20 protein-coding genes and 3 tRNA genes are annotated in these 23,112 nt (G+C 68.5%); 12 read left to right on the top strand and 11 right to left on the bottom strand.

Annotated features, from left to right (window positions below; translation table 11 throughout):
* The first annotated feature begins 6 nt into the window (after window positions 1-6).
* Window positions 7-966 (top strand): M23 family metallopeptidase, encoded by a 960-nt coding sequence (locus ACFV6H_RS21200; RefSeq protein WP_385544250.1) that lies wholly within the window; start codon window positions 7-9, stop codon window positions 964-966.
* On the opposite strand, the gene ACFV6H_RS21205 is transcribed toward ACFV6H_RS21200, so the two are convergent.
* Window positions 899-2,239, bottom strand: coding sequence for an MFS transporter (locus tag ACFV6H_RS21205; protein ID WP_385544253.1), 1,341 nt, complete (start codon window positions 2,237-2,239; stop codon window positions 899-901). The two genes, ACFV6H_RS21200 and ACFV6H_RS21205, sit on opposite strands and share 68 nt — an antisense overlap.
* A 160-nt stretch (window positions 2,240-2,399) precedes the next feature.
* On the opposite strand from ACFV6H_RS21205, the gene ACFV6H_RS21210 reads away from it, so the two are divergent.
* The 5 genes from ACFV6H_RS21210 (at window position 2,400) to purM (ending at window position 8,765) form a co-directional block, all read left to right on the top strand.
* A complete protein-coding gene (locus tag ACFV6H_RS21210; protein WP_385544256.1) occupies window positions 2,400-2,846 on the top strand; it encodes a winged helix-turn-helix transcriptional regulator in 447 nt (148 codons plus the stop codon).
* Window positions 2,847-4,125: 1,279 nt separating this feature from the next.
* Window positions 4,126-4,974, top strand: coding sequence for a sterol carrier family protein (locus tag ACFV6H_RS21215; RefSeq protein ID WP_385544259.1), 849 nt, complete (start codon window positions 4,126-4,128; stop codon window positions 4,972-4,974).
* 59 nt (window positions 4,975-5,033) lie between these two features.
* Window positions 5,034-5,924, top strand: a complete 891-nt coding sequence (locus tag ACFV6H_RS21220) for an META domain-containing protein (RefSeq protein ID WP_385544262.1) — start codon at window positions 5,034-5,036, stop codon at window positions 5,922-5,924.
* Between the two features lie 84 nt (window positions 5,925-6,008).
* Entirely contained in the window at window positions 6,009-7,535 is a 1,527-nt protein-coding gene (purF, locus tag ACFV6H_RS21225) for an amidophosphoribosyltransferase (protein ID WP_384986200.1), read from the top strand.
* 159 nt (window positions 7,536-7,694) lie between these two features.
* Window positions 7,695-8,765: a phosphoribosylformylglycinamidine cyclo-ligase gene (gene purM, locus ACFV6H_RS21230; protein ID WP_385544266.1), complete on the top strand. Its 1,071-nt coding sequence runs from the start codon at window positions 7,695-7,697 to the stop codon at window positions 8,763-8,765.
* A gap of 281 nt (window positions 8,766-9,046) precedes the next feature.
* Here purM and ACFV6H_RS21235 read toward each other — a convergent pair whose 3' ends face one another.
* Both ACFV6H_RS21235 and ACFV6H_RS21240 read right to left on the bottom strand, forming a co-directional pair.
* Entirely contained in the window at window positions 9,047-9,298 is a 252-nt protein-coding gene (locus ACFV6H_RS21235; protein ID WP_046508206.1) for a DUF3073 domain-containing protein, read from the bottom strand.
* Between the two features lie 280 nt (window positions 9,299-9,578).
* Window positions 9,579-10,661 carry a Leu/Phe/Val dehydrogenase gene (locus tag ACFV6H_RS21240; RefSeq protein ID WP_385544270.1) on the bottom strand — a complete coding sequence of 361 codons (1,083 nt, stop codon included), beginning with the start codon at window positions 10,659-10,661 and terminating at the stop codon, window positions 9,579-9,581.
* Between the two features lie 160 nt (window positions 10,662-10,821).
* On the opposite strand from ACFV6H_RS21240, the gene ACFV6H_RS21245 reads away from it, so the two are divergent.
* Together ACFV6H_RS21245 and bldC are read left to right on the top strand one after the other, a co-directional pair.
* A complete protein-coding gene (locus ACFV6H_RS21245) occupies window positions 10,822-11,661 on the top strand; it encodes a hypothetical protein (protein ID WP_385544273.1) in 840 nt (279 codons plus the stop codon).
* 548 nt (window positions 11,662-12,209) lie between these two features.
* Window positions 12,210-12,416 (top strand): developmental transcriptional regulator BldC, encoded by a 207-nt coding sequence (gene bldC / locus ACFV6H_RS21250; RefSeq protein ID WP_003949541.1) that lies wholly within the window; start codon window positions 12,210-12,212, stop codon window positions 12,414-12,416.
* Between the two features lie 560 nt (window positions 12,417-12,976).
* Here bldC and ACFV6H_RS21255 read toward each other — a convergent pair.
* The 3 genes from ACFV6H_RS21255 to hrpA form a co-directional block, all read right to left on the bottom strand.
* Entirely contained in the window at window positions 12,977-13,183 is a 207-nt protein-coding gene (locus ACFV6H_RS21255) for a DUF6274 family protein (protein ID WP_093601540.1), read from the bottom strand.
* Window positions 13,184-13,543: 360 nt separating this feature from the next.
* Window positions 13,544-13,618 (bottom strand) — tRNA-Asp (locus tag ACFV6H_RS21260).
* Window positions 13,619-13,720: 102 nt separating this feature from the next.
* Window positions 13,721-17,707, bottom strand: coding sequence for an ATP-dependent RNA helicase HrpA (gene hrpA / locus ACFV6H_RS21265; protein ID WP_385544277.1), 3,987 nt, complete (start codon window positions 17,705-17,707; stop codon window positions 13,721-13,723).
* A gap of 416 nt (window positions 17,708-18,123) precedes the next feature.
* On the opposite strand from hrpA, the gene ACFV6H_RS21270 reads away from it, so the two are divergent.
* Window positions 18,124-18,393: a hypothetical protein gene (locus ACFV6H_RS21270; protein ID WP_385544280.1), complete on the top strand. Its 270-nt coding sequence runs from the start codon at window positions 18,124-18,126 to the stop codon at window positions 18,391-18,393.
* A gap of 41 nt (window positions 18,394-18,434) precedes the next feature.
* Here ACFV6H_RS21270 and ACFV6H_RS21275 read toward each other — a convergent pair whose 3' ends face one another.
* A complete protein-coding gene (locus tag ACFV6H_RS21275; RefSeq protein ID WP_385544283.1) occupies window positions 18,435-18,968 on the bottom strand; it encodes a hypothetical protein in 534 nt (177 codons plus the stop codon).
* 83 nt (window positions 18,969-19,051) lie between these two features.
* Between ACFV6H_RS21275 and ACFV6H_RS21280 the strand changes: the two genes are divergently transcribed.
* Together ACFV6H_RS21280 and ACFV6H_RS21285 are read left to right on the top strand one after the other, a co-directional pair.
* On the top strand, window positions 19,052-19,936 hold the full coding sequence (locus ACFV6H_RS21280) for a DsbA family protein (RefSeq protein ID WP_384780369.1): 885 nt from the start codon (window positions 19,052-19,054) through the stop codon (window positions 19,934-19,936).
* Window positions 19,933-20,811, top strand: a complete 879-nt coding sequence (locus ACFV6H_RS21285; protein ID WP_385544287.1) for a cytochrome c biogenesis CcdA family protein — start codon at window positions 19,933-19,935, stop codon at window positions 20,809-20,811. The genes ACFV6H_RS21280 and ACFV6H_RS21285 overlap by 4 nt, the downstream gene beginning before the upstream one ends.
* A gap of 126 nt (window positions 20,812-20,937) precedes the next feature.
* Here ACFV6H_RS21285 and ACFV6H_RS21290 read toward each other — a convergent pair.
* From ACFV6H_RS21290 to ACFV6H_RS21305, 4 genes are all read right to left on the bottom strand, one after another.
* A tRNA-Phe gene (locus ACFV6H_RS21290) sits at window positions 20,938-21,014 on the bottom strand.
* 20 nt (window positions 21,015-21,034) lie between these two features.
* Window positions 21,035-21,109 (bottom strand) — tRNA-Asp (locus tag ACFV6H_RS21295).
* A gap of 245 nt (window positions 21,110-21,354) precedes the next feature.
* On the bottom strand, window positions 21,355-21,744 hold the full coding sequence (locus ACFV6H_RS21300; RefSeq protein ID WP_093594246.1) for a DUF2267 domain-containing protein: 390 nt from the start codon (window positions 21,742-21,744) through the stop codon (window positions 21,355-21,357).
* 75 nt (window positions 21,745-21,819) lie between these two features.
* Window positions 21,820-22,251, bottom strand: coding sequence for an Hsp20/alpha crystallin family protein (locus ACFV6H_RS21305; RefSeq protein WP_384986195.1), 432 nt, complete (start codon window positions 22,249-22,251; stop codon window positions 21,820-21,822).
* A 155-nt stretch (window positions 22,252-22,406) separates the two neighbouring features.
* Between ACFV6H_RS21305 and ACFV6H_RS21310 the strand changes: the two genes are divergently transcribed.
* Window positions 22,407-23,099 (top strand): type III effector protein, encoded by a 693-nt coding sequence (locus ACFV6H_RS21310; protein WP_385544292.1) that lies wholly within the window; start codon window positions 22,407-22,409, stop codon window positions 23,097-23,099.
* Window positions 23,100-23,112: the final 13 nt, after the last annotated feature.

Raw genomic sequence — 23,112 nt, forward strand, 5'->3', positions numbered from 1 at the left:
ATAGCGATGCCCGTCCGCGTCCGTAAGCAAGTCATGATCCTCTTCCGGCTGTCCTGGCTCGTCTTTGTCGCGTTCGTCCTCCTCGATGTGTTCCGCGTACTGTCCCTCTCCTGGTGGCTGACCATGCTGCCCGCGGCTGTCGCCGTCGCTGTGACTCTTGGCGTGAGCCGTATGGGCCGTGCCCACCACGCGGACCGGCCCGCCGCGATCGAGGTGGCTCCGCCGGTCAGAGGCCGCTGGTCCGCGCTCAACAGTCCGGCCGACAAGGTGCCGAGCCATGGCACGCATGCGTACGGGCAGGCCTACGCGATCGACGTCGTGGCGGAGGAGGCGAGCACGGCGGAGGGGACGGGCGTGGTGGCGGAAGGGAAGCCGGGTGCGCGTCCCGCTTTTGCCTGGTTGTGGCCGGTCGTCCGGCGCAATCGTGACTTCCCGGCCTTCGGCGAGCCGCTCCTCGCCGTCGCGGACGGGACCGTCGTATACGCCACGGACCGGCAGCGCGACCATCTCAGCCGCAACTCCCTGCCGGCCCTCGTCTATCTGATGCTCATCGAGAGCGCCGTGCGCGAGATCGGCGGCGCGGGCCGGGTCACGGGCAACCGTCTCGTACTCGACCTCGGGGACGGTACGTACGCGCTGTACGCCCACCTCCGGCGCGGCTCACTCCAGATTCGCGCGGGCGACCAGGTACGGACCGGTCAAGTCCTGGCCCACTGCGGCAACTCGGGCAACTCGTCCGAGCCGCATGTGCACTTCCAGCTCATGGACCACCCGGATCCGGACGTGGCGCGAGGTATCCCGTTCCGCTGGGAGGGCATCGGAGTCCCGGCCAACACGGAGGAGTTCACGGTGGATGGGGAGTTCACGGTTGGGGAAGGGCTCGCGGTGGGCGAGGAGCTCATCTTGGGGAAGCAGGAGCGGATGACCGCTCCGTTACGGCCCACAGAAGAAGCGCGAGGCAACTGAACGAGGCGCCCAGCACGCAGACGGCGCCCCAGCCCGCCGCCGCGTACAGGGCAGTTGAGGCGATGGCGCCGGTGGCGCTGCCGACGGAATAGAAGATCATATAGCCGCCGAACAGCCGGCTGCCCGCGTCCGGAGCCAGCGCGTGGATCAGGCTCTGGTTGGTGACATGGACCGCTTGTACGGCGAGGTCGAGGACGATCACGCCGACCGCCAGCGCCCAGAGCGAGTGCCGGGTGAGGGCCAGCGGCACCCAGGACACGGCGAGCAGGGCCAGGCCGACACCGGTGGTCCACCGGGAGAGACCACGGTCGTTGAGCCGCCCGGCCGCCGTCGCGGCGAGGGCTCCCGCCGCGCCCGCCAGTCCGAACGCGCCGATCGCGGAGTCCGACAGCGAGAGCGGCGGCTCACTGAGCGGCAGCGCGATACAGCTCCACAGGGTGCTGAAGGCGGCGAAGATCAGCAGAGCGAGCAGGGCACGGATCCGCAGGAGACGTTCCCTGGCGAACAACGTGACGGTGGAACGGAGCAGCCGCCTGTAGCCCAGGGCGGCGGGTGGGGCGCTGGCAGGTGAGATGTTGACGGGCGGTGCGCTGGTACGGGACGGCAGTACGCGGTGCAGCGTGAGGGCGAGTACGCACGTCAGGGCCGCCGAGGTGAGATAGACCGAGCGCCAGCCGGCGAGATCGGCCAGCAGCCCGGACACGGTACGGGCGAGCAGAATGCCGGTGACCACACCGCTGGTCACGAGACCGACGACACGCCCGCGCCGCGCCGCCGGCGCGAGTGATGCCGCAAAGGCCACCAACGTCTGGGTCACCACCGCGAGAAGTCCTACGACGGCCATTCCCACCAGCAGGACGGCCCCGGTGGTGGCGGTGCCGACCAGCGTCAGCGCCGCCGCGAGCAGCAGGAGCTGCGCCGCGACGAGGCGTCTGCGGTCGGCCAGATCGCCCAGCGGGACGAGGAAGAAGAGCCCCAGCCCGTAACCGACCTGGGTGAGGGTGATGACGGCACCGAGCGTCGCCGGACTCATCGCGAAGTCGTGGCCGAGCGTCACGAGGAGCGGCTGGGCGAAGTAGACGTTGGCCACGGCGGAGCCACATGCGACGGCGAAGAGCAGGGTGATGCCGGGGGACAGTACGTAACTGCTGCTGGTAGCGGCTGCCGCCGTTTCTGGGTGTCCGGTGTCTGTGGTGCGTGGGGTGCCTGGGGTGTCCGTGGTGCCCGCCGTATCTGCGGTGCTCCGAGTCGTGGTGTCCTCGCTGCCGACCATTCGGCACCTTCCTGAACTCCTCTGGTTTCATCTTGCTACCGGTTGGGACGCTAGCCGTCTTGGTAGCATGTTGCAACCAGAGGTGAACGGTGGAACGGAACGACGGACACAAAAGACGGATACGGACGGATACAAGAAGGCACGAGGAAAGGCGGTCGACATGGTGAGAAGGACGCGCTTCGACGACAGCGACTGTCCGGTCGCGCGGTCTGTCGACGCGATCGGCGACTGGTGGTCCCTGCTGATCGTCCGGGACGCCTTCGACGGCAGCCGCCGCTTCGGAGAATTCCAGCGCAGCCTCGGCGTGGCGAAGAACATCCTCACCACGCGCCTGCGCGCCCTGGTCGCGGGCGGAATCCTGGACGCCGTCCCGGCCTCCGACGGCAGCGCGTACCACGAGTACGTCCTGACACCGAAGGGCAAAGCCCTTTTCCCGGTGATCGTGGCGCTGCGACAGTGGGGCGAGGGCCACTTCTTCGCCCCCGGCGAACCGCACTCGGAGCTGACCGACCGCCGGTACGGTCAGCCCCTCCGCGCCCTGGAAGTCCACGCGACGGACGGCCGACGGTTGGACGCTGACGACACGATCGTCAACAAGGTGCTGTGAGGGGCGGGGCGTGGGTGGGTGGTGCGCGGGAGTGGAGTGGGGTGGTGGCGCGTCGGTTTGGCGTCGGACGGCCGGTGGGTGGTTGGGGTTCAGGACCGCTGTGAGGGTGGGGTTTTCGGGTGCTGGTCAGACCCGAGAGGTAGTCGGGGTGGGCCGGCGGGTTTTGGGCGACGTGGGGGCCGCCCCTCTTGTTTTGATTGTGGCGGGGTCGTGCCGGGCGTCAAGGGCGCTCCTTCGTCGCGTCGGCTGCGCCGATTGCGCTGCGCTCCACCCTTGACGCCCGTCCCGTCCCCGCTGAAGTGCAGGTGGGAGGGGCGGCCCGGGGGAGGGGTCCCCGGGGGCTCAGATATTGGCACCGGTCCTTTCCGGCCTGCGGGCCGGTGGGTGGAGTACGCGGCAGTGGAATGGGGCGGCCCGGCACCGGCTCAGCGGCAAACCGTCCGCTGTTTGCTGGGGTTCAGGACCGTGTCTGAGATTCGTGTCCGAGTGGCACCCCGGGCATCAGCCCCATCCCATCCGCCTGGCCAGGGCCCCGGTGGAGCGGCAGGCCGGTGTCCGTCCGCTCCTCGCGTCCATAGGACGCAAAAGGCCATCGGACAGCCCACATATCTGGTTGGGGAGGCAGCAGCCATCAAGCAATGCCCCATATACACCTGTTTATCCGCCCGTTGGGAGTGTTCCAAGGCCGGTCTTGTGTCCTGAGTAGCGATAGGCCGTCCTCAGGACGTATCGACGGCCCGCACAGGCCCATTTTCCTTCCGGCCAGCCCCACCCGCCCCGCCACCCACACACCCCAGCAGCGGTCTTGAACCTCAGCAAACGGACGGTGGCCAGACGCTGAGCCGACGCGCCACCGCCCCATTCCACTGGTGCGCAGACCACCCGCCGGGCCGCAGGCCGGGAAAGGACCGGGACCCACCAGGCTCCTCCCCGGGGACCCCTCCCCCCGGGCCGCCCCTCCCATGCCTGTACTTGCGATGGAGGGACGGGAGTCAAGGGTGGGCGCAGCCCATCGCGCAGCGACGCGACGGAGGAGCGCCCTTGACGCCCGGCCCGGAATCGCGAAACTGAAACCTCAGGGGCGGCCCTCACGTGGCACGGAACCTGCCGGTCCAGCCCGACTACCTCTCGGTCTGCACTCGCAGACAACAACGCCACCCCAGCAGCGGTCCTGAACCTCAGCCAACAGACGGCGGTTCGACGCTGAGCCGACGCGTCACCGCCCCACTCCACTCCCGCGCCCGCAAGCCAGACCGCGGTGCTCCATTAGCCTCACCCCATGCCACCGGCCAAGAAGCGCACCCGTAGTTACGACTCCGCCAAGATCCGGGCCGCCGTTCTGGCGCAGTTCGGGAACGTACGTGAAGCCGTCGTCGGCCTTACGGCCGAGCAGCTTGCCCTGCCCACCGCTCTTGGTGACTGGACCGTTCGTGAGCTGGTGTCGCATCTGGCCATGGCCGTCGAGTCCGTCAACCGGACCATCGAACTCTCCGCCGAGCTCTCCACCCAGCAGCCCGCGACCACCCCCGTGACCACTTCCATCCCCACCGCTTTCACCCCCGTCCTCCCCCTCCTCCGCTGGCCCTTCGTGACCGCCGATCTCGCCCCGGACATCAGCCGGGACGTCAAGGCAGTCGCCGCGTCCGCTTCCCCCGACGAGTTGTTCGAGCGCACTGCCGGGCGGATCGCCGCGTTGCTGCCGGCGACTCCCGACGATCGGGTGATCACGACGCGGGTCGGTGCCATGCGGCTCGGTGACTTTCTGGTTACCCGGACCGTCGAGCTGATCGTTCATACCAATGACCTCAACCGGGCCGTGGCCGGGCTGGGCGTTCCGTACGACCGGCAGGCCCTCGCCGCCTGCACCCGGCTGCTCGCCGACGCGCTTGCCGTGAAGGCGCCCGGTGCGTCGACGGAGGTGCGGATTCCGCCGTACGCCGTGGTGCAGTGCGTGGAGGGACCACGGCACACCCGTGGCACGCCTCCCAATGTCGTCGAGACCGATCCGCTCACCTGGATCCGGCTCGCCACCGGCCGTACGACCTGGCGCGAGGCGCTCGACGCGGCGCACGTCAGCGCGAGCGGGGAGCGCGCGGACCTGGGTGGATTGCTTCCGCTCATGAGGTGACAGAGGCATCGGCACACAGAGCGACGGAACCGTACGCCGCGACGCCCCGTCCCACGGGTATGCGGAAACAGAAGATCACCAACATCGCTGCGACCACCGCTGTCACTACGGTCACTGCCGTCGCACTGTTCACGCTGGCCGCCTGCGGTACGGAGTCCGGCTCCGGCAGTGGCTCCGGCGGTTCCGTACAGTCCGACCTGCCTCTTACCGATGTCCACTGGAGCGTCGACAGTCTGACCGTCGACGGCAAGAAGACCGCCGCGCCCGCCGGAGCGAGCGTGGAGATCGGCGCCGACGGCCGGGCCAGCGTGAGCACGGGCTGCAACACCATTGGCGCGGATGTCGCCGTCGACGGCGACACGATCACCGTGGGTGACAAGGAGTCGACGCTGATCGGCTGTCCCGAGCAGCTTCAGGCCTTCGAGAAGGCCCTCGGCGGAGCCTTCGCCGGAAAGCTCAAGGCCACCGTCGAGGGAGTCGAGGGAGGTTCCGCCGAGGACCGGCGGCTCACGCTCACCACCGCCGACGGCGACACGATCACCCTGACCTCCGCGCCGCCCGTCCCGCTCGCCGGTACGGAGTGGACCGTCAACGCGCTGACCGACGGCGCCACCGCGACCTCCCTGCCGCAGGGCACCGACGGCAAGGCGCATTTCACGTTCGGTAAGGACGGTTCCGTGGAAGGCAGCCTCGGCTGCAACAGTTTCCGCGGCACCGCGAAGGTCTCCGAGGCCGCGGAAGGGACTGGAGAGAAGGCCGCCGCCACCATCACCTTCGGGCGGCTCTCCGCCACCCGCAAGCTCTGTCCCGGACCCGAGATGACCCTGGAACGCCAGGTGCAGAAGGTGCTGGAGGGCAAAGTCACATATGAGCTGCACCACCGCTCCCTGACCCTCAAGCAGGCCGACGGCCAGGGCCTGGACGCCGTGGCCGCGGCTTCAGGCAAGTAGCCGGGCGTCTTCCGACGGGTGATCGCGGAGCCGGCCCGCATCCCCAATTCGGACCAGTGGTCGATCTCGCCTACACTCGGTGGTGTGCCTCGTGGTGATGGACGACTCAACCACGACCTGCTCCCCGGAGAGAAGGGCCCCCAGGACGCTTGTGGCGTCTTCGGAGTCTGGGCCCCGGGCGAAGAGGTCGCCAAGCTCACCTATTTCGGACTGTATGCCCTGCAGCACCGTGGACAGGAGTCCGCGGGCATCGCTGTGAGCAATGGTTCCCAAATCCTCGTTTTCAAGGACATGGGCCTGGTCTCCCAGGTCTTCGACGAGACCTCGCTCAGCTCCCTCCAGGGCCATATCGCGGTGGGCCACGCCCGCTACTCCACCACCGGAGCTTCGGTGTGGGAGAACGCGCAGCCGACCTTCCGGGCCACCGCCCACGGCTCCATCGCGCTCGGTCACAACGGCAATCTGGTCAATACCGCCCAGCTCGCCGAGATGGTCGCCGATCTGCCCAAGGAGAACGGCCGCTCGACCCGGGTCGCCGCCACCAACGACACCGATCTGGTGACGGCGCTGCTGGCCAGCCAGGTGGACGACGACGGCAAGCCCCTCACCGTCGAGGAAGCCGCTGCCCGGATCCTCCCCGATGTCCGCGGCGCCTTCTCGTTCGTCTTCATGGACGAGCACACCCTCTACGCCGCCCGTGATCCGCAGGGCATCCGCCCGCTGGTCCTCGGCCGTCTCGAACGCGGCTGGGTCGTCGCCTCCGAGGGCGCCGCCCTCGACATCTGCGGCGCCGCGTATGTCCGTGAGATCGAGCCCGGCGAGCTGATCGCCATCGACGAGAACGGTCTCCGTACCCAGCGATTTGCGGAAGCGAAGCCCAAGGGCTGTGTTTTCGAGTACGTGTACCTGGCCCGTCCCGATACGGACATCGCCGGGCGCAACGTCTATCTGTCCCGTGTCGAAATGGGGCGGAAACTCGCCAAAGAATCTCCCGTCGAGGCGGATCTGGTCATAGCGACCCCCGAGTCGGGCACGCCGGCCGCCATCGGCTACGCGGAGGCCAGCGGCATTCCGTACGGCTCGGGCCTCGTCAAGAACGCCTATGTCGGCCGGACCTTCATCCAGCCGTCCCAGACCATCCGCCAGCTCGGTATCCGCCTCAAGCTGAATCCGCTCAGGGAAGTCATCCGGGGCAAGCGCCTGGTGGTCGTCGACGACTCGATCGTGCGCGGCAACACCCAGCGGGCCCTGGTCAAGATGCTCCGGGAGGCGGGCGCCGCCGAGGTCCACATCCGGATCTCGTCACCACCGGTGAAGTGGCCGTGCTTCTTCGGTATCGACTTCGCCACCCGGGCCGAGCTGATAGCCAATGGGATGACGGTCGAGGAGATCGGGATCTCCATGGGAGCCGACTCCCTCGCCTACATCTCACTCGACGCGATGGTCGAGGCGACCACGATCGCCAAGCCGAATCTCTGCCGCGCGTGCTTCGACGGCGAATATCCGATGGATCTGCCCGATCCCGAGCTGCTCGGCAAGCAGCTCCTGGAGAACGAGCTGGCGGCGGGCCCGGCCAATACCGCAGCCACGGACGCGCTCCGCCGCCCGTAATGCCGGCGTCCGTAATGCCGGCGCCGGCCCTGCGGTCCGCGGTCCATGACGCCGCTCCTGCGATCCCATCTCTCCCGGCCGCCCTCACACCCACCCCTCGCACTCACCCTTGACCATCGAATGCTTGACGACCGAATGCCGACAGGAAAGTACCCAGCCATGTCCGAGACGACTACTGGTGCCAGCTATGCCGCCGCGGGCGTCGACATCGAAGCCGGTGACCGCGCGGTCGAGCTGATGAAGGAGTGGGTGAAGAAGACCCGCCGCCCCGAGGTCCTCGGCGGTATCGGCGGCTTCGCCGGCCTCTTCGACGCCTCCGCCCTCAAGCGCTACGAGCGCCCGCTCCTCGCCTCCGCCACCGACGGAGTCGGTACGAAGGTCGATCTGGCCCGCAAGATGGGCGTGTACGACACGATCGGTCACGATCTGGTCGGCATGGTCGTGGACGATCTGGTCGTCTGCGGTGCGGAGCCGCTCTTCATGACCGACTACATCTGTGTCGGCAAGGTCCATCCGGAGCGCGTCGCCGCCATCGTCAAGGGCATCGCCGAAGGCTGCGTGCTGGCCGGCTGCGCGCTGGTCGGCGGCGAGACCGCCGAGCATCCCGGGCTGCTCGGCGAGGACGACTTCGATGTCGCCGGCGCGGGTACGGGCGTGGTCGAGGCGGACCGGCTGCTCGGCGCGGATCGTATCCGTACGGGTGACACGGTGATCGCCATGGCGTCCTCCGGTCTTCACTCCAACGGGTACTCACTGGTCCGTCATGTGGTCTTCGACCGGGCCGGCTGGTCGCTGGACCGCCAGGTCGAGGAGTTCGGCCGCACTCTGGGCGAAGAACTGCTGGAGCCCACCAAGATCTACTCGCTGGACTGTCTGGCGCTCACCAGGACGACCGAGGTGCACGCGTTCAGTCACGTCACCGGCGGCGGTCTGGCCGCCAATCTCGCCCGGGTGATCCCGGACGGGCTGCATGCCACGGTGGACCGCTCGACCTGGACGCCCGGCGCGGTCTTCGACCTGATCGGAACGGCCGGCCGGGTGGAGCGCCTGGAGCTGGAGAAGACGCTGAACATGGGAGTCGGCATGATCGCCGTCGTCCCGGCGGAATCGGCCGACGCCGCGCTCACCACGCTCGCCGACCGAGGAGTGGACGCCTGGGTCGCCGGTGAGATCACGGAGCGTGGCGAGCACACCACGGGCGCGGCACTGACGGGCGACTACCGGAGCTGAGCCGGTCAGCGGCCTCGGTCACTGGCACCGGCACCGGTCACGAACGATGCGAAGCGCTCATGACAGTACGAAAACCAGCCATGACAGCCACGGATGGCGGGCCGCCGATCAAAGTCGGCCAAAGTCCGCCGAGCCAAGGTCCGCCGAGCCGTGCTGGGCGTTCATGGACCGAGCGTTCATGGACCGCCCATGGCCCGGTGGACATCTGGGCAGCACAGAACCCGGTCCAGGACTACGGCCCCGGACCGGGCCACTGAGATACTGCTCTGGGTATACGGACGTCAAGCGCCGCGGCGCTGCGCCGAGGGTCCGGACTCGTCGTCCTCGTCCTCGTCGTCGTTGTACAGATCCGCGTACTGTGCGTACGGGTCGTCTTCCTCGTCGTCGTCCTCGAACGGCTCGCCGTTCGGCGGCTGACTCGAGGTCGACGCGCCCAGCTCGTTGGCCAGACGCGACAGGTCAGTCCCGCCGCTGTTGTACTTCAGCTGGCGGGCGACCTTCGTCTGCTTGGCCTTGGCCCGGCCGCGCCCCATGGCTCGACCCCCTCGGTGACGGGGCTCGACGGCCCCAGAGTCTTGACACGCGTTCATGAATCAGAACGAGCTCTCCGCGGAGAGACCCGTCCGTAGGGCTTCAACGGTACCTGCTTCCGCGGCCATACGGTACGCCGCCCGCATGACGCGCCCCGGCGCAGGACCAACGAGGCGCCCCGTCCTCGCTGGTCAGCGTCGATTTTAACCTCTTCTGGAGGGGCGACCCGCCGACCGGCGTGAGTCTCGTCTCCCGGATGCCGGGACGCCCCTCTCCCGACCGTCAGCGGTGGCGGGCCTCCGCCATCCTGTGCTCGGCGATCCGGTCCGCCGCGGCGGCCGGCGGAATACCATCTTCATTTGCACGTGCGAAGATTTCAAGCGTGGTGTCGAAGATCTTCGCGGCCTTCGCACGGCACCGCTCGAAGTCGAAGCCGTGCAGCTCGTCGGCGACCTGGATCACTCCGCCGGCGTTCACCACATAGTCGGGCGCGTAGAGGATCCCGCGGTCCGCGAGATCCTTCTCGACGCCCGGGTGCGCGAGCTGGTTGTTGGCGGCTCCGCACACCACGGTCGCGGTGAGGACGGGAACGGACGTGTCGTTCAGCGCGCCGCCGAGCGCGCACGGAGCGTAGATGTCCAGCCCTTCGGTACGGATCAGCGCCTCGGTGTCGGCGACGACGGCGACCTGCGGATGCCGGTCCGTGATCCGGCGTACCGACTCCTCCCGTACATCCGTGATCACGACATGCGCGCCGGCCTCCAGGAGGTGTTCCACGAGATGGTGGCCGACCTTGCCGACGCCCGCGATCCCGACCGTACGGCCGCGCAGCGACGGGTCGCCCCACTGGTGCCGCGCGCTCGCCCGCATGCCCTGGAAGACTCCGTACGCGGTCAGGACCGACGAGTCGCCCGCGCCGCCGTTCTCCGGGGAGCGGCCGGTGGTCCACGCACAGGTGCGGGCCACGACGTCCATGTCCTCCACATACGTGCCGACATCGCAGGCCGTGACGTACCGGCCGCCGAGCGACGACACAAACCGGCCATATGCGAGCAGCAGCTCTTCGCTCTTGATCTGTTCCGGATCGCCGATGATCACGGCCTTGCCGCCGCCGTGGTCGAGGCCGGCCAGGGCGTTCTTGTACGACATGCCACGGGAGAGGTTCAGCGCGTCGGCGACGGCCTCCGCCTCGGATCCGTACGGATAGAAGCGGGTGCCGCCGAGGGCCGGGCCCAGGGCGGTGGAGTGGATGGCGATGACGGCCTTGAGGCCGCTGGAACGGTCCTGGCAGAGCACGACTTGCTCATGGCCCCCCTGCTCCGAGCGGAACAGGGTGTGCAGGACGCCGTCGGTCAGATCGGTCACGGTGGTGACTCCCAAGTACGAAGCGGCGGTGGGAAGTCCCTCCTGTGGGTGGGGAGGGACCGGCTGGGCAAGCAAGAGAGTAAGTCCTACGGGGGCGTAGATCAGCCGCAGTGCCCAGGATCACCCCCTGGAGGAGTACAGGCGTGGGACGATGCGCGGCATGCCGGCGGTGTCTTCTGTTCTCGTTCCTTACGCGTCCTACCTGCGGGTCTATGAGCCGCTGGCGGCCTTTCCGGAGCCGGAGAGAGACCATTGGGCGCGCTACGCCAGACGTGACCGTACGCCCACCGCGCAGGACGAACTGCGCCGCTCCCTGGCCGACTTGCTGCCGACGCCGCCGGTCGCCGTACCGGTGCACGAGAGCGGGGACGCGTTCGTCGCCGTGGTGGACGGTGTGGTGTGTGTCTGTCCTTGGCGTACCCGGCTGCGCGGCTGGCTGGCGCTGGAGGAGCTGGCGGAGTCGCTGCCGGTGCCGCTGCTCGACGCGGTGCTGCCGCCGGTGGTGCGCGGACAGGCCGCCGCGGACTACGAGCGCTGGCGGGACCGGAATCCGGACGCGCGGCCCTGGATCAGGACGGCGGTCTGGCAGGTGCCGGTGGGCTGGTTCACGCTCTTCTCCGACGACGAGCGGGAGTACGAGGCGGGCGGGCCCGGAGTGCCCGTACTGCGCTACCGGACGCCGATGGTGCAGGCGAGACGGCGGCTGGCCCGCGCGCTGAAGACGCTGCGGGAGACGGTGGACGACGGACCGCTCATCGATGGTCTGGTGGATGTGGGACGGTGGCTGGAAGAGTTCCATCCGCGGTCGCTGGTCGAACTGGACTACGGAGGTCTGGTGCACGCTCTCTCCGGGACGCAGCTCGCCGAGGACCATTCGGCCGCCGATGTGGCGGCCGGGATCGCGGCGTTGCGGCTCGGTGACGGCGAGAGCGCGGGAGCGGCCTACGGCCGGCTGACGGAGCGCTGGCGGGCGGTCAGGGAGCGATTGTTCGCCAACTGACCGTTTCGGGCAGGCGATACCGGAACGGTCGGGCAAGCGGGCATGAACGGGTCCCGAATCGGGCTTGAAGTGCGTTTGAACGACACTTGAATTCGGACCCTGAGGCAGAGGTCTCGATCCGGGCCTATGCCCGCAAGCGTGACGGACCGCACTAACGGGGCTCTTGCGCCCATCGCCCCTCCTCGTGTCAAAATAGGACAAGGAGTCCGGGGAGGGCTCCTTCCGCCCAAGTGTGGGCGGATCACTCAGCATTGCACGCTATACGGGGGGTCCAGTGGCTCCTGATCACTCTGTGACTGATCGTATCTGTGACGTGACTGTCCGCTATGGCATGGTCCATCGGCTTCCGCCGCTGATGAACACCTCAGAGGGCAATTCCATCGGTTTGGCCGACGTGGCTGGACGGATGGTGTAGTTGTAGTGCCGAGGACAAGCCGTTCGTCCTATAACCGACTCGGCCCGCGTCCGCCATTTCGGGCAACGCGGGTCAAGGTGCAGAATTTAGAGGAAAGAACCGAGATGGTTCGGTTCTCCCGAGGAGGCCGCTCATGACCGCTCGCACCCCTGATGCCGAGCCGCTGCTGACCCCGGCTGAGGTTGCCACGATGTTCCGCGTGGACCCGAAGACGGTCACTCGCTGGGCAAAAGCCGGCAAGCTCACGTCCATCCGCACGCTCGGTGGGCATCGCCGGTATCGCGAGGCAGAGGTCCGCGCACTGCTTGCGGGTATTCCGCAGCAGCGCAGCGAGGCCTGACGCCTTTTTTCACGGCTCAGCAAGGCGCAACAAGGCACTACAGAGCCCAGCCGGGCTCACTGACCAGGGCACAGCCGGGTCCCCCATATCCGGTCGTCCCGACCTATAGCTCCATACGACGGGCACCTGCCCCAACAGGTCCCATGCCTACGCAACACGGGTAAGTCGTCGATCGCGCTGGACTCCGCCGGGTCCAGCGCGATCTTTTTTGTGCGCCGGGAGGCTGGTGTTCCGGTCCTGCTCGGCCGCTGTGTGAAGGATGAGGCGGGTGTTTCCGGAGGGATTTCGTAGGTGGTGCAATTGCACATACTAAATTGATGGATTGTAGGAAGGGTGTAAGCGCTGCCCTTGGTCGAAATTGTTCCGTGATGCCCGTCACACCGCATGCCCCTTGTCAATGACGTCTGTCTCACCTGCTGGATCCCACCCGATCGGTGCCGACGGTGTCCCGGGGCCGGTGCGGACCGGCGAGAGGGCGGTCCGGCGGGTGTGCGGCCTGTCGGAGGCCGCCTGGAGGCCGCTCAGGGGCCGTCGGGAGGTCACGGCGGGATCAGGCGGGATCAAGGCGCGGACGGCGTCAGATCGTCGGGTAACTCGTCCTCGAAGAAGCCGTCGGCAAAGCCGTCGTCGGCAGCGGTGGGCTCCATGGCGAGCCGCTGGAGACGGTGGCAGATCGGGCAGTGGCCCGTACGGTGCGGATGGCCTGAGGCGGCGGCCAGATGGGCGCGCAGCAGCGCGCGTGTCTCATGCCTCGCTGTCGATGACATCCCGGACACCACCCCCCGGTGCGGGCCCCGGACTGGGACGAACAAAGGGCCCTGATGCTTAGGTACCCCCGGCGGATGGCGCCGTCAAGACACTCAGGACCGCGCCCCGGCGATTTGGGCACGCCATTACTGGGCCGATACCGGGACGTCGACGGCCCTTGCCATACCCAAGGAACTCGGCCGCGCGAGGCGTCTGCGCGTACGCCGGACGGGGGCACACAAGAGGGCCCGTAACGAGCTGGATACGGGCGCACAAAAAGCCTCGTACCCGATCGGATACGAGCACTCCCCTGCGGCGGCCTCGGATCCGGGCGCACGGAAAGAAGGCCCGTATCCGATCGGATACGGGCCTTTTCACTGCGGTCCTGACGGGATTTGAACCCGCGGCCTCCACCTTGACAGGGTGGCGAGCACTCCAAGCTGCTCCACAGGACCAGGTTTCGCGGCCTTGTTTCCTCGGCTGCGAAACGAGACTCTACAGCAGCTCGGAGGGTGCGGTCGAACTGACTGCTGGCGACGGGACCGTCACGGCGGGCGTCACGGCGCCACCGCGTCGATCGCCTTCATGATGCGCTTGTCCGAGACGGGCTGCGCCGTGCCCAGAGCGTGCGCGAAATAGCTCACCCGCAGCTCCTCGATCATCCAGCGGATGTCCAGGACCTGCTGCGGCACCGGCCGTCCCTTCGGGAGCTGTTCGAGCAGCCAGGCGTACTCGTCCTGCATCTCGTGGACCTTCTCCATCCGCGTCGTGTCGCGCTGGACGGCCGTCGGCATCTGCTGGAGCCTCCGGTCCACCGCCACGAGATAGCGCATCAGGTCCGGCAGCCGGCGCAGCCCGGTGCGGGTGACGAAGCCCGCTGGTACGAGGACCGCGAGCTGGTCCCTGACGTCCTGGACGTTGTTCACCAGCGTCAGACTGTTCGTGGCCTTCAGCCGGCGCTCACACGCCTGCCAGGCGGCAAGGATCTGCTGGACCTGGCCGATGGTCCGTACGGTCATGTCGACAAGGTCGGCGCGGACCTTGTCGTACAGCTTCCGGAACGATTCCTCGTCCCACGCGGGACCTCCGTGGTCCGCGATCAGCCGGTCCGCCGAGGCCATCGCGCAGTCGTCGAACAGCGCCTGGACCGAGCCGTGCGGATTGCGGGAGAGCGCCAGCTTCTGCTGGTTGGAGAGCTTGTCCGAGGCGAACTTCGCCGGATTCACCGGGATGTTCAGCAGGATCAGCCGCCGCGTTCCCGCCCACATCGCCTGCTGCTGCTCCGCCTCCGTGTCGAAGAGGCGTACGGCCACGGTCGCGCCCTGGTCGACCAGGGCCGGATACGCCTTGACCGGCTGGCCGGCCCGTCGCGTCTCGAAGACCCGGGAGAGGCTGCCGATCGTCCAGTCCGTCAGTCCCGTACGTTCGATCGACGCGCCGCCCGAGCGCTCCGCGGTGGCCGCGGCGGCCTGGGAGAGGGCCTGGCGGGCCTTGGGCCGCAGACTCAGCTTCAGCGCCTCCAGATCCTTGTCCTCGGCGATCTTGCGGCGCCGCTCGTCGGTGATCCTGAATGTGATCTTCAGATGGTCGGGCACCCGTGACAGATCGAAGTCGTCGCCCGTGACCGGTACGCCCACCATCCGCTGGAGCTCGCGCGCGAGCGTGACCGGCAGTGGCTCCTGGAGCGGCACCGCGCGCTCCAGGAACGCCTTCGCGTAGTTCGGCGCGGGCACGTAATGGCGGCGGATCGGCTTGGGCAGGGAGCGGATCAGCTCCATGACCACGTCCTCGCGCAGCCCGGGGATCTGCCAGTCGAAACCTTCGGAGGTGACCTGGTTGAGCACCTGGAGCGGTACGTGGACGGTCACGCCGTCCGCGTCCGCGCCCGGCTCGAACTGGTACGTCACACGGAACTTGAGCGGGCCCTGCCACCAGGAGTCCGGATAGTCGTCCTTGGTGACCGAGCCGGCCTTCTCGTTGATGAGCATCGACCGCTCGAAATCGAGCAGTTCCGGCTCCTCGCGGCGCTTTGTCTTCCACCAGGAGTCGAAGTGCGCGCCGGAGACCACATCGTCCGGCACGCGCCGGTCGTAGAAGTCGTAGAGCGTCTCGTCGTCCACGAGGATGTCGCGGCGCCGTGCGCGGTGCTCCAGCTCCTCGACCTCGCCGAGCAATTTGCGATTGTCATGGAAGAACTGGTGATGCGTACGCCAGTCGCCCTCGACCAGCGCGTTGCGGATGAAGAGCTCCCGGGAGATCTCGGGATCGATACGGCCGAAATTCACCTTGCGCTGGGCGACGATCGGCACGCCGTACAGCGTCACCTTCTCGTACGCCATCACGGCCGCCGCGTCCTTCTCCCAGTGCGGCTCGCTGTAGGTGCGCTTGAGCAAATGGCCGGCGAGAGGCTCGATCCACTCGGGCTCGATCTTCGCGTTGACGCGCGCCCAGAGCCGGGAGGTCTCCACCAGCTCGGCGGACATGATGAAGCGCGGCGGCTTCCTGAAGAGCGACGAGCCGGGGAACACCGCGAACTTGGCACCGCGCGCGCCCAGATACTCGTTCTTGCCGGTGCTCTTGCCGGCGTTCTTTGCGGCCTCCGCGCCGGCTTCCTTCACATCCTTCATACCGATGTGCGACAGCAGGCCGGCGAGGAGGGAGACATGGACGGACTGGTCGGCCGCGTCCTCCTCGTTGAGATGGATGCCCATCTGCCGGGCGACCGTACGGAGCTGGGAGTAGATGTCCTGCCACTCCCGGATCCGTAGGAAGTTCAGATACTCCGACTTGCACATACGGCGGAAGGCGGAGGAGGACAGCACCTTCTGCTGCTCCCTGATGTACCGCCAGAGATTGAGGAAGGCGAGGAAGTCCGACGTCTCGTCCTTGAAGCGGGCGTGCTGCTGATCGGCCTGCGTCTGCTTCTCGGCCGGGCGCTCGCGCGGATCCTGGATGGAGAGCGCGGCGGCGATCACCATGACTTCCCGTACACAGCCGTTGCGGTCGGCCTCGATGACCATTCGGGCCAGGCGCGGGTCGACCGGGAGCTGGGAGAGCTTGCGGCCCAGCGGTGTGAGCTTCTTCTTCGGATCCTTCTGCGCGGCCTGCGACGGATCGAACGCGCCGAGCTCCTGGAGAAGCTGCACACCGTCGCGGATATTGCGGTGGTCCGGCGGATCGATGAAAGGGAACCTCTCGATGTCACCGAGGCCGGCCGCGGTCATCTGGAGGATGACGGAGGCCAGATTCGTACGGAGGATCTCGGCGTCGGTGAATTCCGGGCGGGACTCGAAGTCGTCCTCGGAGTAGAGCCGGATACAGATGCCGTCGGACGTACGGCCGCAGCGGCCCTTGCGCTGATTGGCGCTGGCCTGCGAGATGCGCTCGATGGGCAGGCGCTGGACCTTGGTGCGGTGGCTGTAGCGGGAGATACGGGCGGTGCCCGGATCGATCACGTACTTGATGCCGGGAACGGTCAGCGAGGTCTCGGCCACATTCGTCGCGAGAACGATCCTGCGTGTCACGTTCCCGGAGGGCCGCTGGAACACGCGGTGCTGCTCGGCGTGCGAGAGCCGGGCGTAGAGAGGGAGGACCTCGGTGCCGCGCAGCTTGCGTTTCTCCAGGGCGTCCGCGGTGTCGCGGATTTCACGCTCGCCGGAGAGGAAGACGAGGATGTCGCCGGGGCCCTCCGAATGGAGTTCGTCCACGGCCTCGGAGATCGCGGTGATCTGGTCGCGGTCGCCGTCCTCGCCGTCCTCCTCCAGAAGAGGGCGGTAGCGGACCTCGACCGGATAGGTGCGGCCGGAGACCTCCACGATGGGAGCGTCGCCGAAGTGGCGGGAGAAGCGCTCAGGATCGATGGTCGCCGAGGTGATGACGACCTTGAGATCCGGGCGGCGCGGGAGGAGCTGGGCGAGATAGCCCAGCAGGAAGTCGATGTTGAGGCTGCGCTCATGGGCCTCGTCGATGATGATCGTGTCGTACGCGCGCAGCTCGCGGTCCGTCTGGATCTCGGCGAGCAGGATGCCGTCGGTCATCAGCTTGACGAAGGTCGCGTCCTGGTCGACCTGGTCGGTGAAGCGGACCTTCCAGCCGACGGCCTCGCCCAGAGGCGTGCTCAACTCGTCCGCGACCCGCTCGGCGACGGTACGGGCGGCGAGCCTGCGTGGCTGGGTGTGCCCGATCATGCCGCGGACGCCGCGGCCCAGCTCCAGACAGATCTTGGGGATCTGGGTCGTCTTGCCCGACCCGGTCTCGCCCGCGACGATCACGACCTGGTGGTCGCGTATCGCCTCCAGGATCGTGTCCTTCTTCTGGCTGACGGGGAGCTGCTCGGGATACGTGACGGCGGGCACGCGCGCGCCGCGCAGCCGCATCCGCTCGCCGGCCTTCCCGGCCTCACCGGCGATCTCGTCCAGCACGGCCTGCCGTGCCTCGGGTTTACGGATGCGCCGGGCGCCCTCGAGACGGCGGCCGAGCCGCTGCGCGTCGCGCAGCGAGACATCGGCCAGCAGGGTCTGGAGATCGGCGAAGGAAGTAGACATACCGAGCCAAGGATCTCACCCGCGGCTCGGGGGTGGCGAACCCATTTCGGGCGGGGCGGGTGGAGGTGTGGGTGGTGGGTGGCCGAGGGCGGTCCGAGGCGGTCCGAGGCGTCCGGAGTGGCCCGGGGCGGTCCGAGGCGGTCCGAGGCGTCTGGAGTGGCCCGGGGCGGTTCGGAGCGGTTCGAGTGGGGAATTCGGGGCGGCCGGGGGATGGGTGGGCGTGGCCTGGCGAGTTGTACGGCGAGGTCGTACGGCGGGGTCGTTCGGCGACGGGGCTTGGTGGTGGCCGGGCCGTTCCGTCCGTCACACGGGAGCGTGGACCGCCGCCGCTCGCTGGGCGTTCACCGGTCGTCCTCTCCGCGCAGCGGGTATAGGGAGGGACTTAGGTCCTGTCCGGTCCATTCTTTTCGTTCCCTTTGTCGCGGAGGTTGCTCGCCCATGTCTGCCACACCGTCCGCCGGCCCGTCTTCGTCCACGAGCCAGTCGTCGTCCGCGTCGCCGCCTCAGTCGGCTGCGCCGCCGCCGTCCTCGTCGCCCCCGACGTCCTCGCCCGTGTCCGGCCCGTCGCCTTCCTCGTCGTCCTCGCCGTGCTCCGCGTCTGCGTCGCCTGCCGTGGCGTTGTCTCCTTCGTCGCTGCCTTCGGCCCCGGCCGCTTCTCCGCCTGCTTCTCCGCTTCCGTCGGCTGAGCCCGTGCTGCCCGTGCCCCCTGTGTCGTCTCCGTCTCCGTCTACGTCTGTGGCTCCGCCCGTGCCGCCGCTTCCGTCGGCCGAGTCACTGACGTCTTTGTTGTCTTCTCCGCCTGCGTCGGCTCCGTCCCTGCCGGTGGCCCCGCCCTCGGAGTCGCCGTCTCCGTCGGCTGCGCCACCGTTGCTGCCGTCGGCTCCCACATCAGACTCCCCGTCTGCTCCGACAGCGCCGCTGACGCCTCCGCCGTCCCCAGAGGCTTCGCCGCCCGTTTCTCCGTCGCCTCCGGTGGAGCCGCCCGCGGCCCCGCCGCCTTCGCCGTCGCTGTCCGCTTCTCCGGGGTCCACGCTCCCGGCGTCTCCACCGGTCTCTCCTCCGGTGCCGTCGGCGCCGCCGTCATCGGTTCCTGTTCCGGTTCCGTCTCCGTCGGTTCCGTCGTCACCGCCCCTGCCGGTTCCGTCGCCTTCTCAGCCGTCTCCGTCGCCTGCGTCGCCGCCGTCCGCGCCGGACTCGTCTGCGCCGCCCTCCTCTCCGGCGGCTCTTCCGCCGTCGTCTCCTCCACCCGCAGCGTCTCCACCGGACTCTCCACCGGCCTCTCCGGAGCCGTCGCCGCTTACGGCCCGTCCCTCCCGGCAGGCCATCGTCGTCGGCGCGGGCATCGTGGCCGCCGCCGTGCTGCTCGGCGTCGTCTCGTACACCTCCACCCGCCCGGACTCGCCCTCCCGCGCGCCGTCCGGGGACCGGGTGATCGCCGAGATCCCCGCCCAGCCGCAGCCCCGCGTCTATCCCGAGCTGATGAAGTTCGCCCGGCGCGGCGTGGGCGATCCGCTCGCCGTAGGCCGTGCGGATGCGCCGGTGGTCATGGTCGAGTACGCGGACTTCAAGTGCGGCTACTGCGGGAAGTTCGCCCGCGACAGCGAGCCCGCGCTGATCAAGAAGTACGTCGACGACGGCACTCTCCGTATCGAATGGCGCAACTTCCCGATCTTCGGCAACCAGTCCGAGGCCGCGGCCCGTGCCGCCTGGGCCGCCGGCCGGCAGGGCCGCTTCTGGCAGTTCCACACCGCCGCGTACGCCCAGGGATCGAAGGAGAAGGGCTTCGCCGTCGACCGGCTCGACCAGCTCGCCCGCGAGGCCGGAGTGAAAGACATCAACCGGTTCAGGGACGACCGCGAGAGCGACGCTGCCGAGGCGTCCGTACGGAAGGACCTGGCGGAGGCGTACGGGCTCGGCGCCACCTCCACCCCGTCCTTCCTCGTCAACGGCCGTCCCATCGCGGGCGCCCAGCCGCTGGAGACCTTCACCCGGGCCATCGAGGCGGCGAAGAAGGATCCTCCGCCCAAGCTCACGCCTCAGAAGGAGACAGCCCCGAAAGGCACGACTCCGAAGGACACGGCCCCGAAGGATCTCCCGAAAGACCTCCCCAAGGACCTCCCGACGAAGAACGGCCCGACGACGAAGGACGCCGCTCCGATGGGCCTCCCGGCGAAGGACACCACGAAGAGTGACAGCAAGGGCAGCAAGGGCGGCAAGGACGATCGGTGACGACCGACATCGGCTACCCGGTCGCGCTGCTCGGCGGTCTGCTGGCGCTGCTCAGCCCGTGCAGCGCCCTGCTGCTGCCCGCGTTCTTCGCGTACTCCATCGACTCGGCGGGCCGCCTTCTCGCCCGCACCGGCATCTTCTATCTGGGCCTGGCCACCACCCTCGTCCCGCTGGGCGCCGCCGGTTCCTTCGCGGGACGGCTCTTCTACGGCCATCGCGATCTGCTGGTCGCCCTCGGCGGCTGGCTGATCATCGCGCTCGGGCTCGCCCAGATCCTCGGCCTGGGCTTCGCCTCGCGCCGTATGGCCGAGCTGTCGGGGCGGATCCGGCCCACGACCGCGCTGTCCGTGTACGCACTCGGCCTGGTCTACGGGCTCGCCGGCTTCTGCGCGGGGCCGATCCTCGGCAGTGTGCTGACGGTGGCGGCGCTGAGCGGTACGCCGGTCTACGGGAGCGTGCTGCTCGCGGTGTACGCGCTCGGCATGGCCGTACCGCTGTTCCTGCTGGCCCTGCTCTGGGAGCGGTACGGTCTCGGCCGCCGGACCTGGCTGCGCGGCCGTACCTTCCGGGCCGGCCGCTTCGAACTGCACACGACCTCGCTGCTCTCCGGGCTCTTCTTCATCGTGCTGGGGACGGTCTTCCTCGTCTTCGACGGGACGACCGCGCTGCCGGGGCTGCTCTCGGTCGACGCGTCCTTCGAGGTCGAACGCCGGGCGCGCGATATCGCCGCGGCCGTGCCGGACTGGGCGCTGCTGACCGCCGTGGCGCTGGTCGCGGTCGTGGTCACGGTGGCGCGTCGGCCGCGCGGACGAGATACGAGGGAGCCGGACCGTACCCGTACTCGTACCGAAGAGGCCGGAACGGGCGGCACGTGACGTACGGGCGGCACGTGACGTGGGAGAAGCGGCGCATGAGAGGTGTGTACGGATGAGAGGCGTGTACGGACGCGTACGGGAAAGCCCCGCCGAGGATCTCGGCGGGGCTCGTGCCCTTGCGAGCGGTGGTGGCTGGGGCCGGGATCGAACCGGCGACCTATCGCTTTTCAGGCGATCGCTCGTACCAACTGAGCTACCCAGCCACGCAACCTGACGGTTGCAGCGGTCCTGACGGGATTTGAACCCGCGGCCTCCACCTTGACAGGGTGGCGAGCACTCCAAGCTGCTCCACAGGACCATGCGATGTGCGAGCACCAGTCTCGCACACGGTAGCGCGTGCCCCCAAAGCAATTCGCGCCCTGACCGTCCGGACTGGTGATTCCCGGTGACCGGCTGGACACGTACCGCTTGGCTGATGTCGCTGAATCAGCGTAGCAGACCCAAGGTCATGCCCCGCACGCGTGACCTGCGACCTCGTCGCCGAGGCCGGGTCGGGCCGGGGCGGTCCGGTCCCTGCGGGGCATGGGTCAGACGGGTGGTTGGTCAGATGGGCTGCGGGTGACCGAAGAGAAGGTCGTAGCCCGGTGGGAGCTGGAGCAGGATGCGCTGGGTGAGGTCTTCACCGGCAGCGTCGGCGGTCACGCTGAGCACCGCGCTGACGTCCCATGCCGCGGTCCGTTCGGTCGAACCTTCGATCCAGGCCGCCGTGGCCCGTATGAACCGCTCGGCAGGGAGCGGCTCGGCGGTCTGCAGCGGATTGAGCAGGATCAGGGCGAAGGTCTCCGGAAGCCGGGCCGCCAGCTCGGACCGTACCTCGCCGACCAGATGCGCGCCCAGCAGCGCGAGGACCACGCGGCTCGCCCGTTCGGCTTCCTGCCGGGTCTTGTACTCGCCGCGCTCTTGGACGCGTGCCAGGAACGCTTCGCCAAGCATGACCACTTCGGCCGCCCTCTTTCATCGCGTGGTTCTTCGCGCGGACCCTTTCTTCTTCTTCGCGCTTCGCGCGGCTCAGCCGTGGATCTCCTTGCGGGAGGATTCGCCGCCGATGACGACCTTGCGAGGCTTGGCGCGCTCGGCGATCGGGATACGGAGCGTCAGCACGCCCGCTTCGTAGTCGGCCTTGATGTGCTCCGTGTCCAGGGTGTCGGCCAGCACGATCTGGCGGGAGAAGACGCCCAGGGGCCGCTCGGACAGCTCCATCTGCACATCGTCGGCCTTTGCCGCCGGCCGGCGCTCGGCCTTGACCGTCAGCATGTTCCGCGCGACGTCGACGTCGATCGCCTCCGGCGTCACACCGGGCAGATCGAACACCACCACGTACTCCTCGCCGTCGCGATAGGCGTCCATCGGCATCGCGGTCGGCCGCGTCCAGGTGCCGTGTCCCAGAAGCTGCTGGGTGAGCCGGTCGAGATCGCGGAAGGGATCAGTGCGCATCAACATCGTGGAACACCTCCAGAAGGTCTGGGCAGTAACTGCCAATGCGCTTCACCTGTATCCCGTTGTAACATGTCATCCAATGGATGACAAGCAGGGTGTCGTCGAAATGATGACAGCAGTGATGGCGTCAGCGATGACGCTTCCGGAAGGAGACCGCCGTGGCCTCAACCGACCGGCCCACAACGCCGTCTGACGCCTCGTCGCCCAACGGTGACGGGAGGCAGAGTCCGGCTTCGTTCCTCGCCGCCGCGGCGGCCCTGGAAGTCATCCACGAAGCCGTACGGGCCGCCCACAGCGGCGATGCCGACGAGCCGGCCGACTATCGCTCGGGCCCGGAACAGGCCCTGGCCTCCCTGCTCCTGCTGCGCCAGGTCCGTGAGCATCTCGCCGGTTGGGAGACGGGTCTGATCGAAACGGCACGCCAGGCGGGCGCGAGCTGGGCCGACCTCGCCCAGCCTCTCGGCGTCGCCAGCCGCCAGGCCGCCGAGCGCCGCTATCTGCGCCAGCGCCCTGGGCCTGCTGGAACGACCGGCGAACAGCGCGTGCAGGCGATCCGCGAGCGCCGCGCGGCCGACCGTGTCCTCACCGCCTGGGCTCGCCGCAACGCCGCCGATCTGCGCCGTCTCGCCGTTGAGATCACCGCCCTGACCGACCTTCCAGCGACCTCCCGTATCACCGTCGGCTACCTCGACGCGGCACTCGCCGACGACGATCCCACCACCCTCATCGCACCTCTGACCGCCGCCCGTCCCCATCTGAGCCCGGCCCACGCCGACCTCGCCGCCCGTATCGACGCCCTCACCGACGGCGCGCAGGTGTCGTCCTCCTACGGAGGCGAAGGCGAAAGCTAGACGTGGAGCAGGC

Source organism: Streptomyces sp. NPDC059743, assembly GCF_042732975.1.
Classification (GTDB): domain Bacteria; phylum Actinomycetota; class Actinomycetes; order Streptomycetales; family Streptomycetaceae; genus Streptomyces.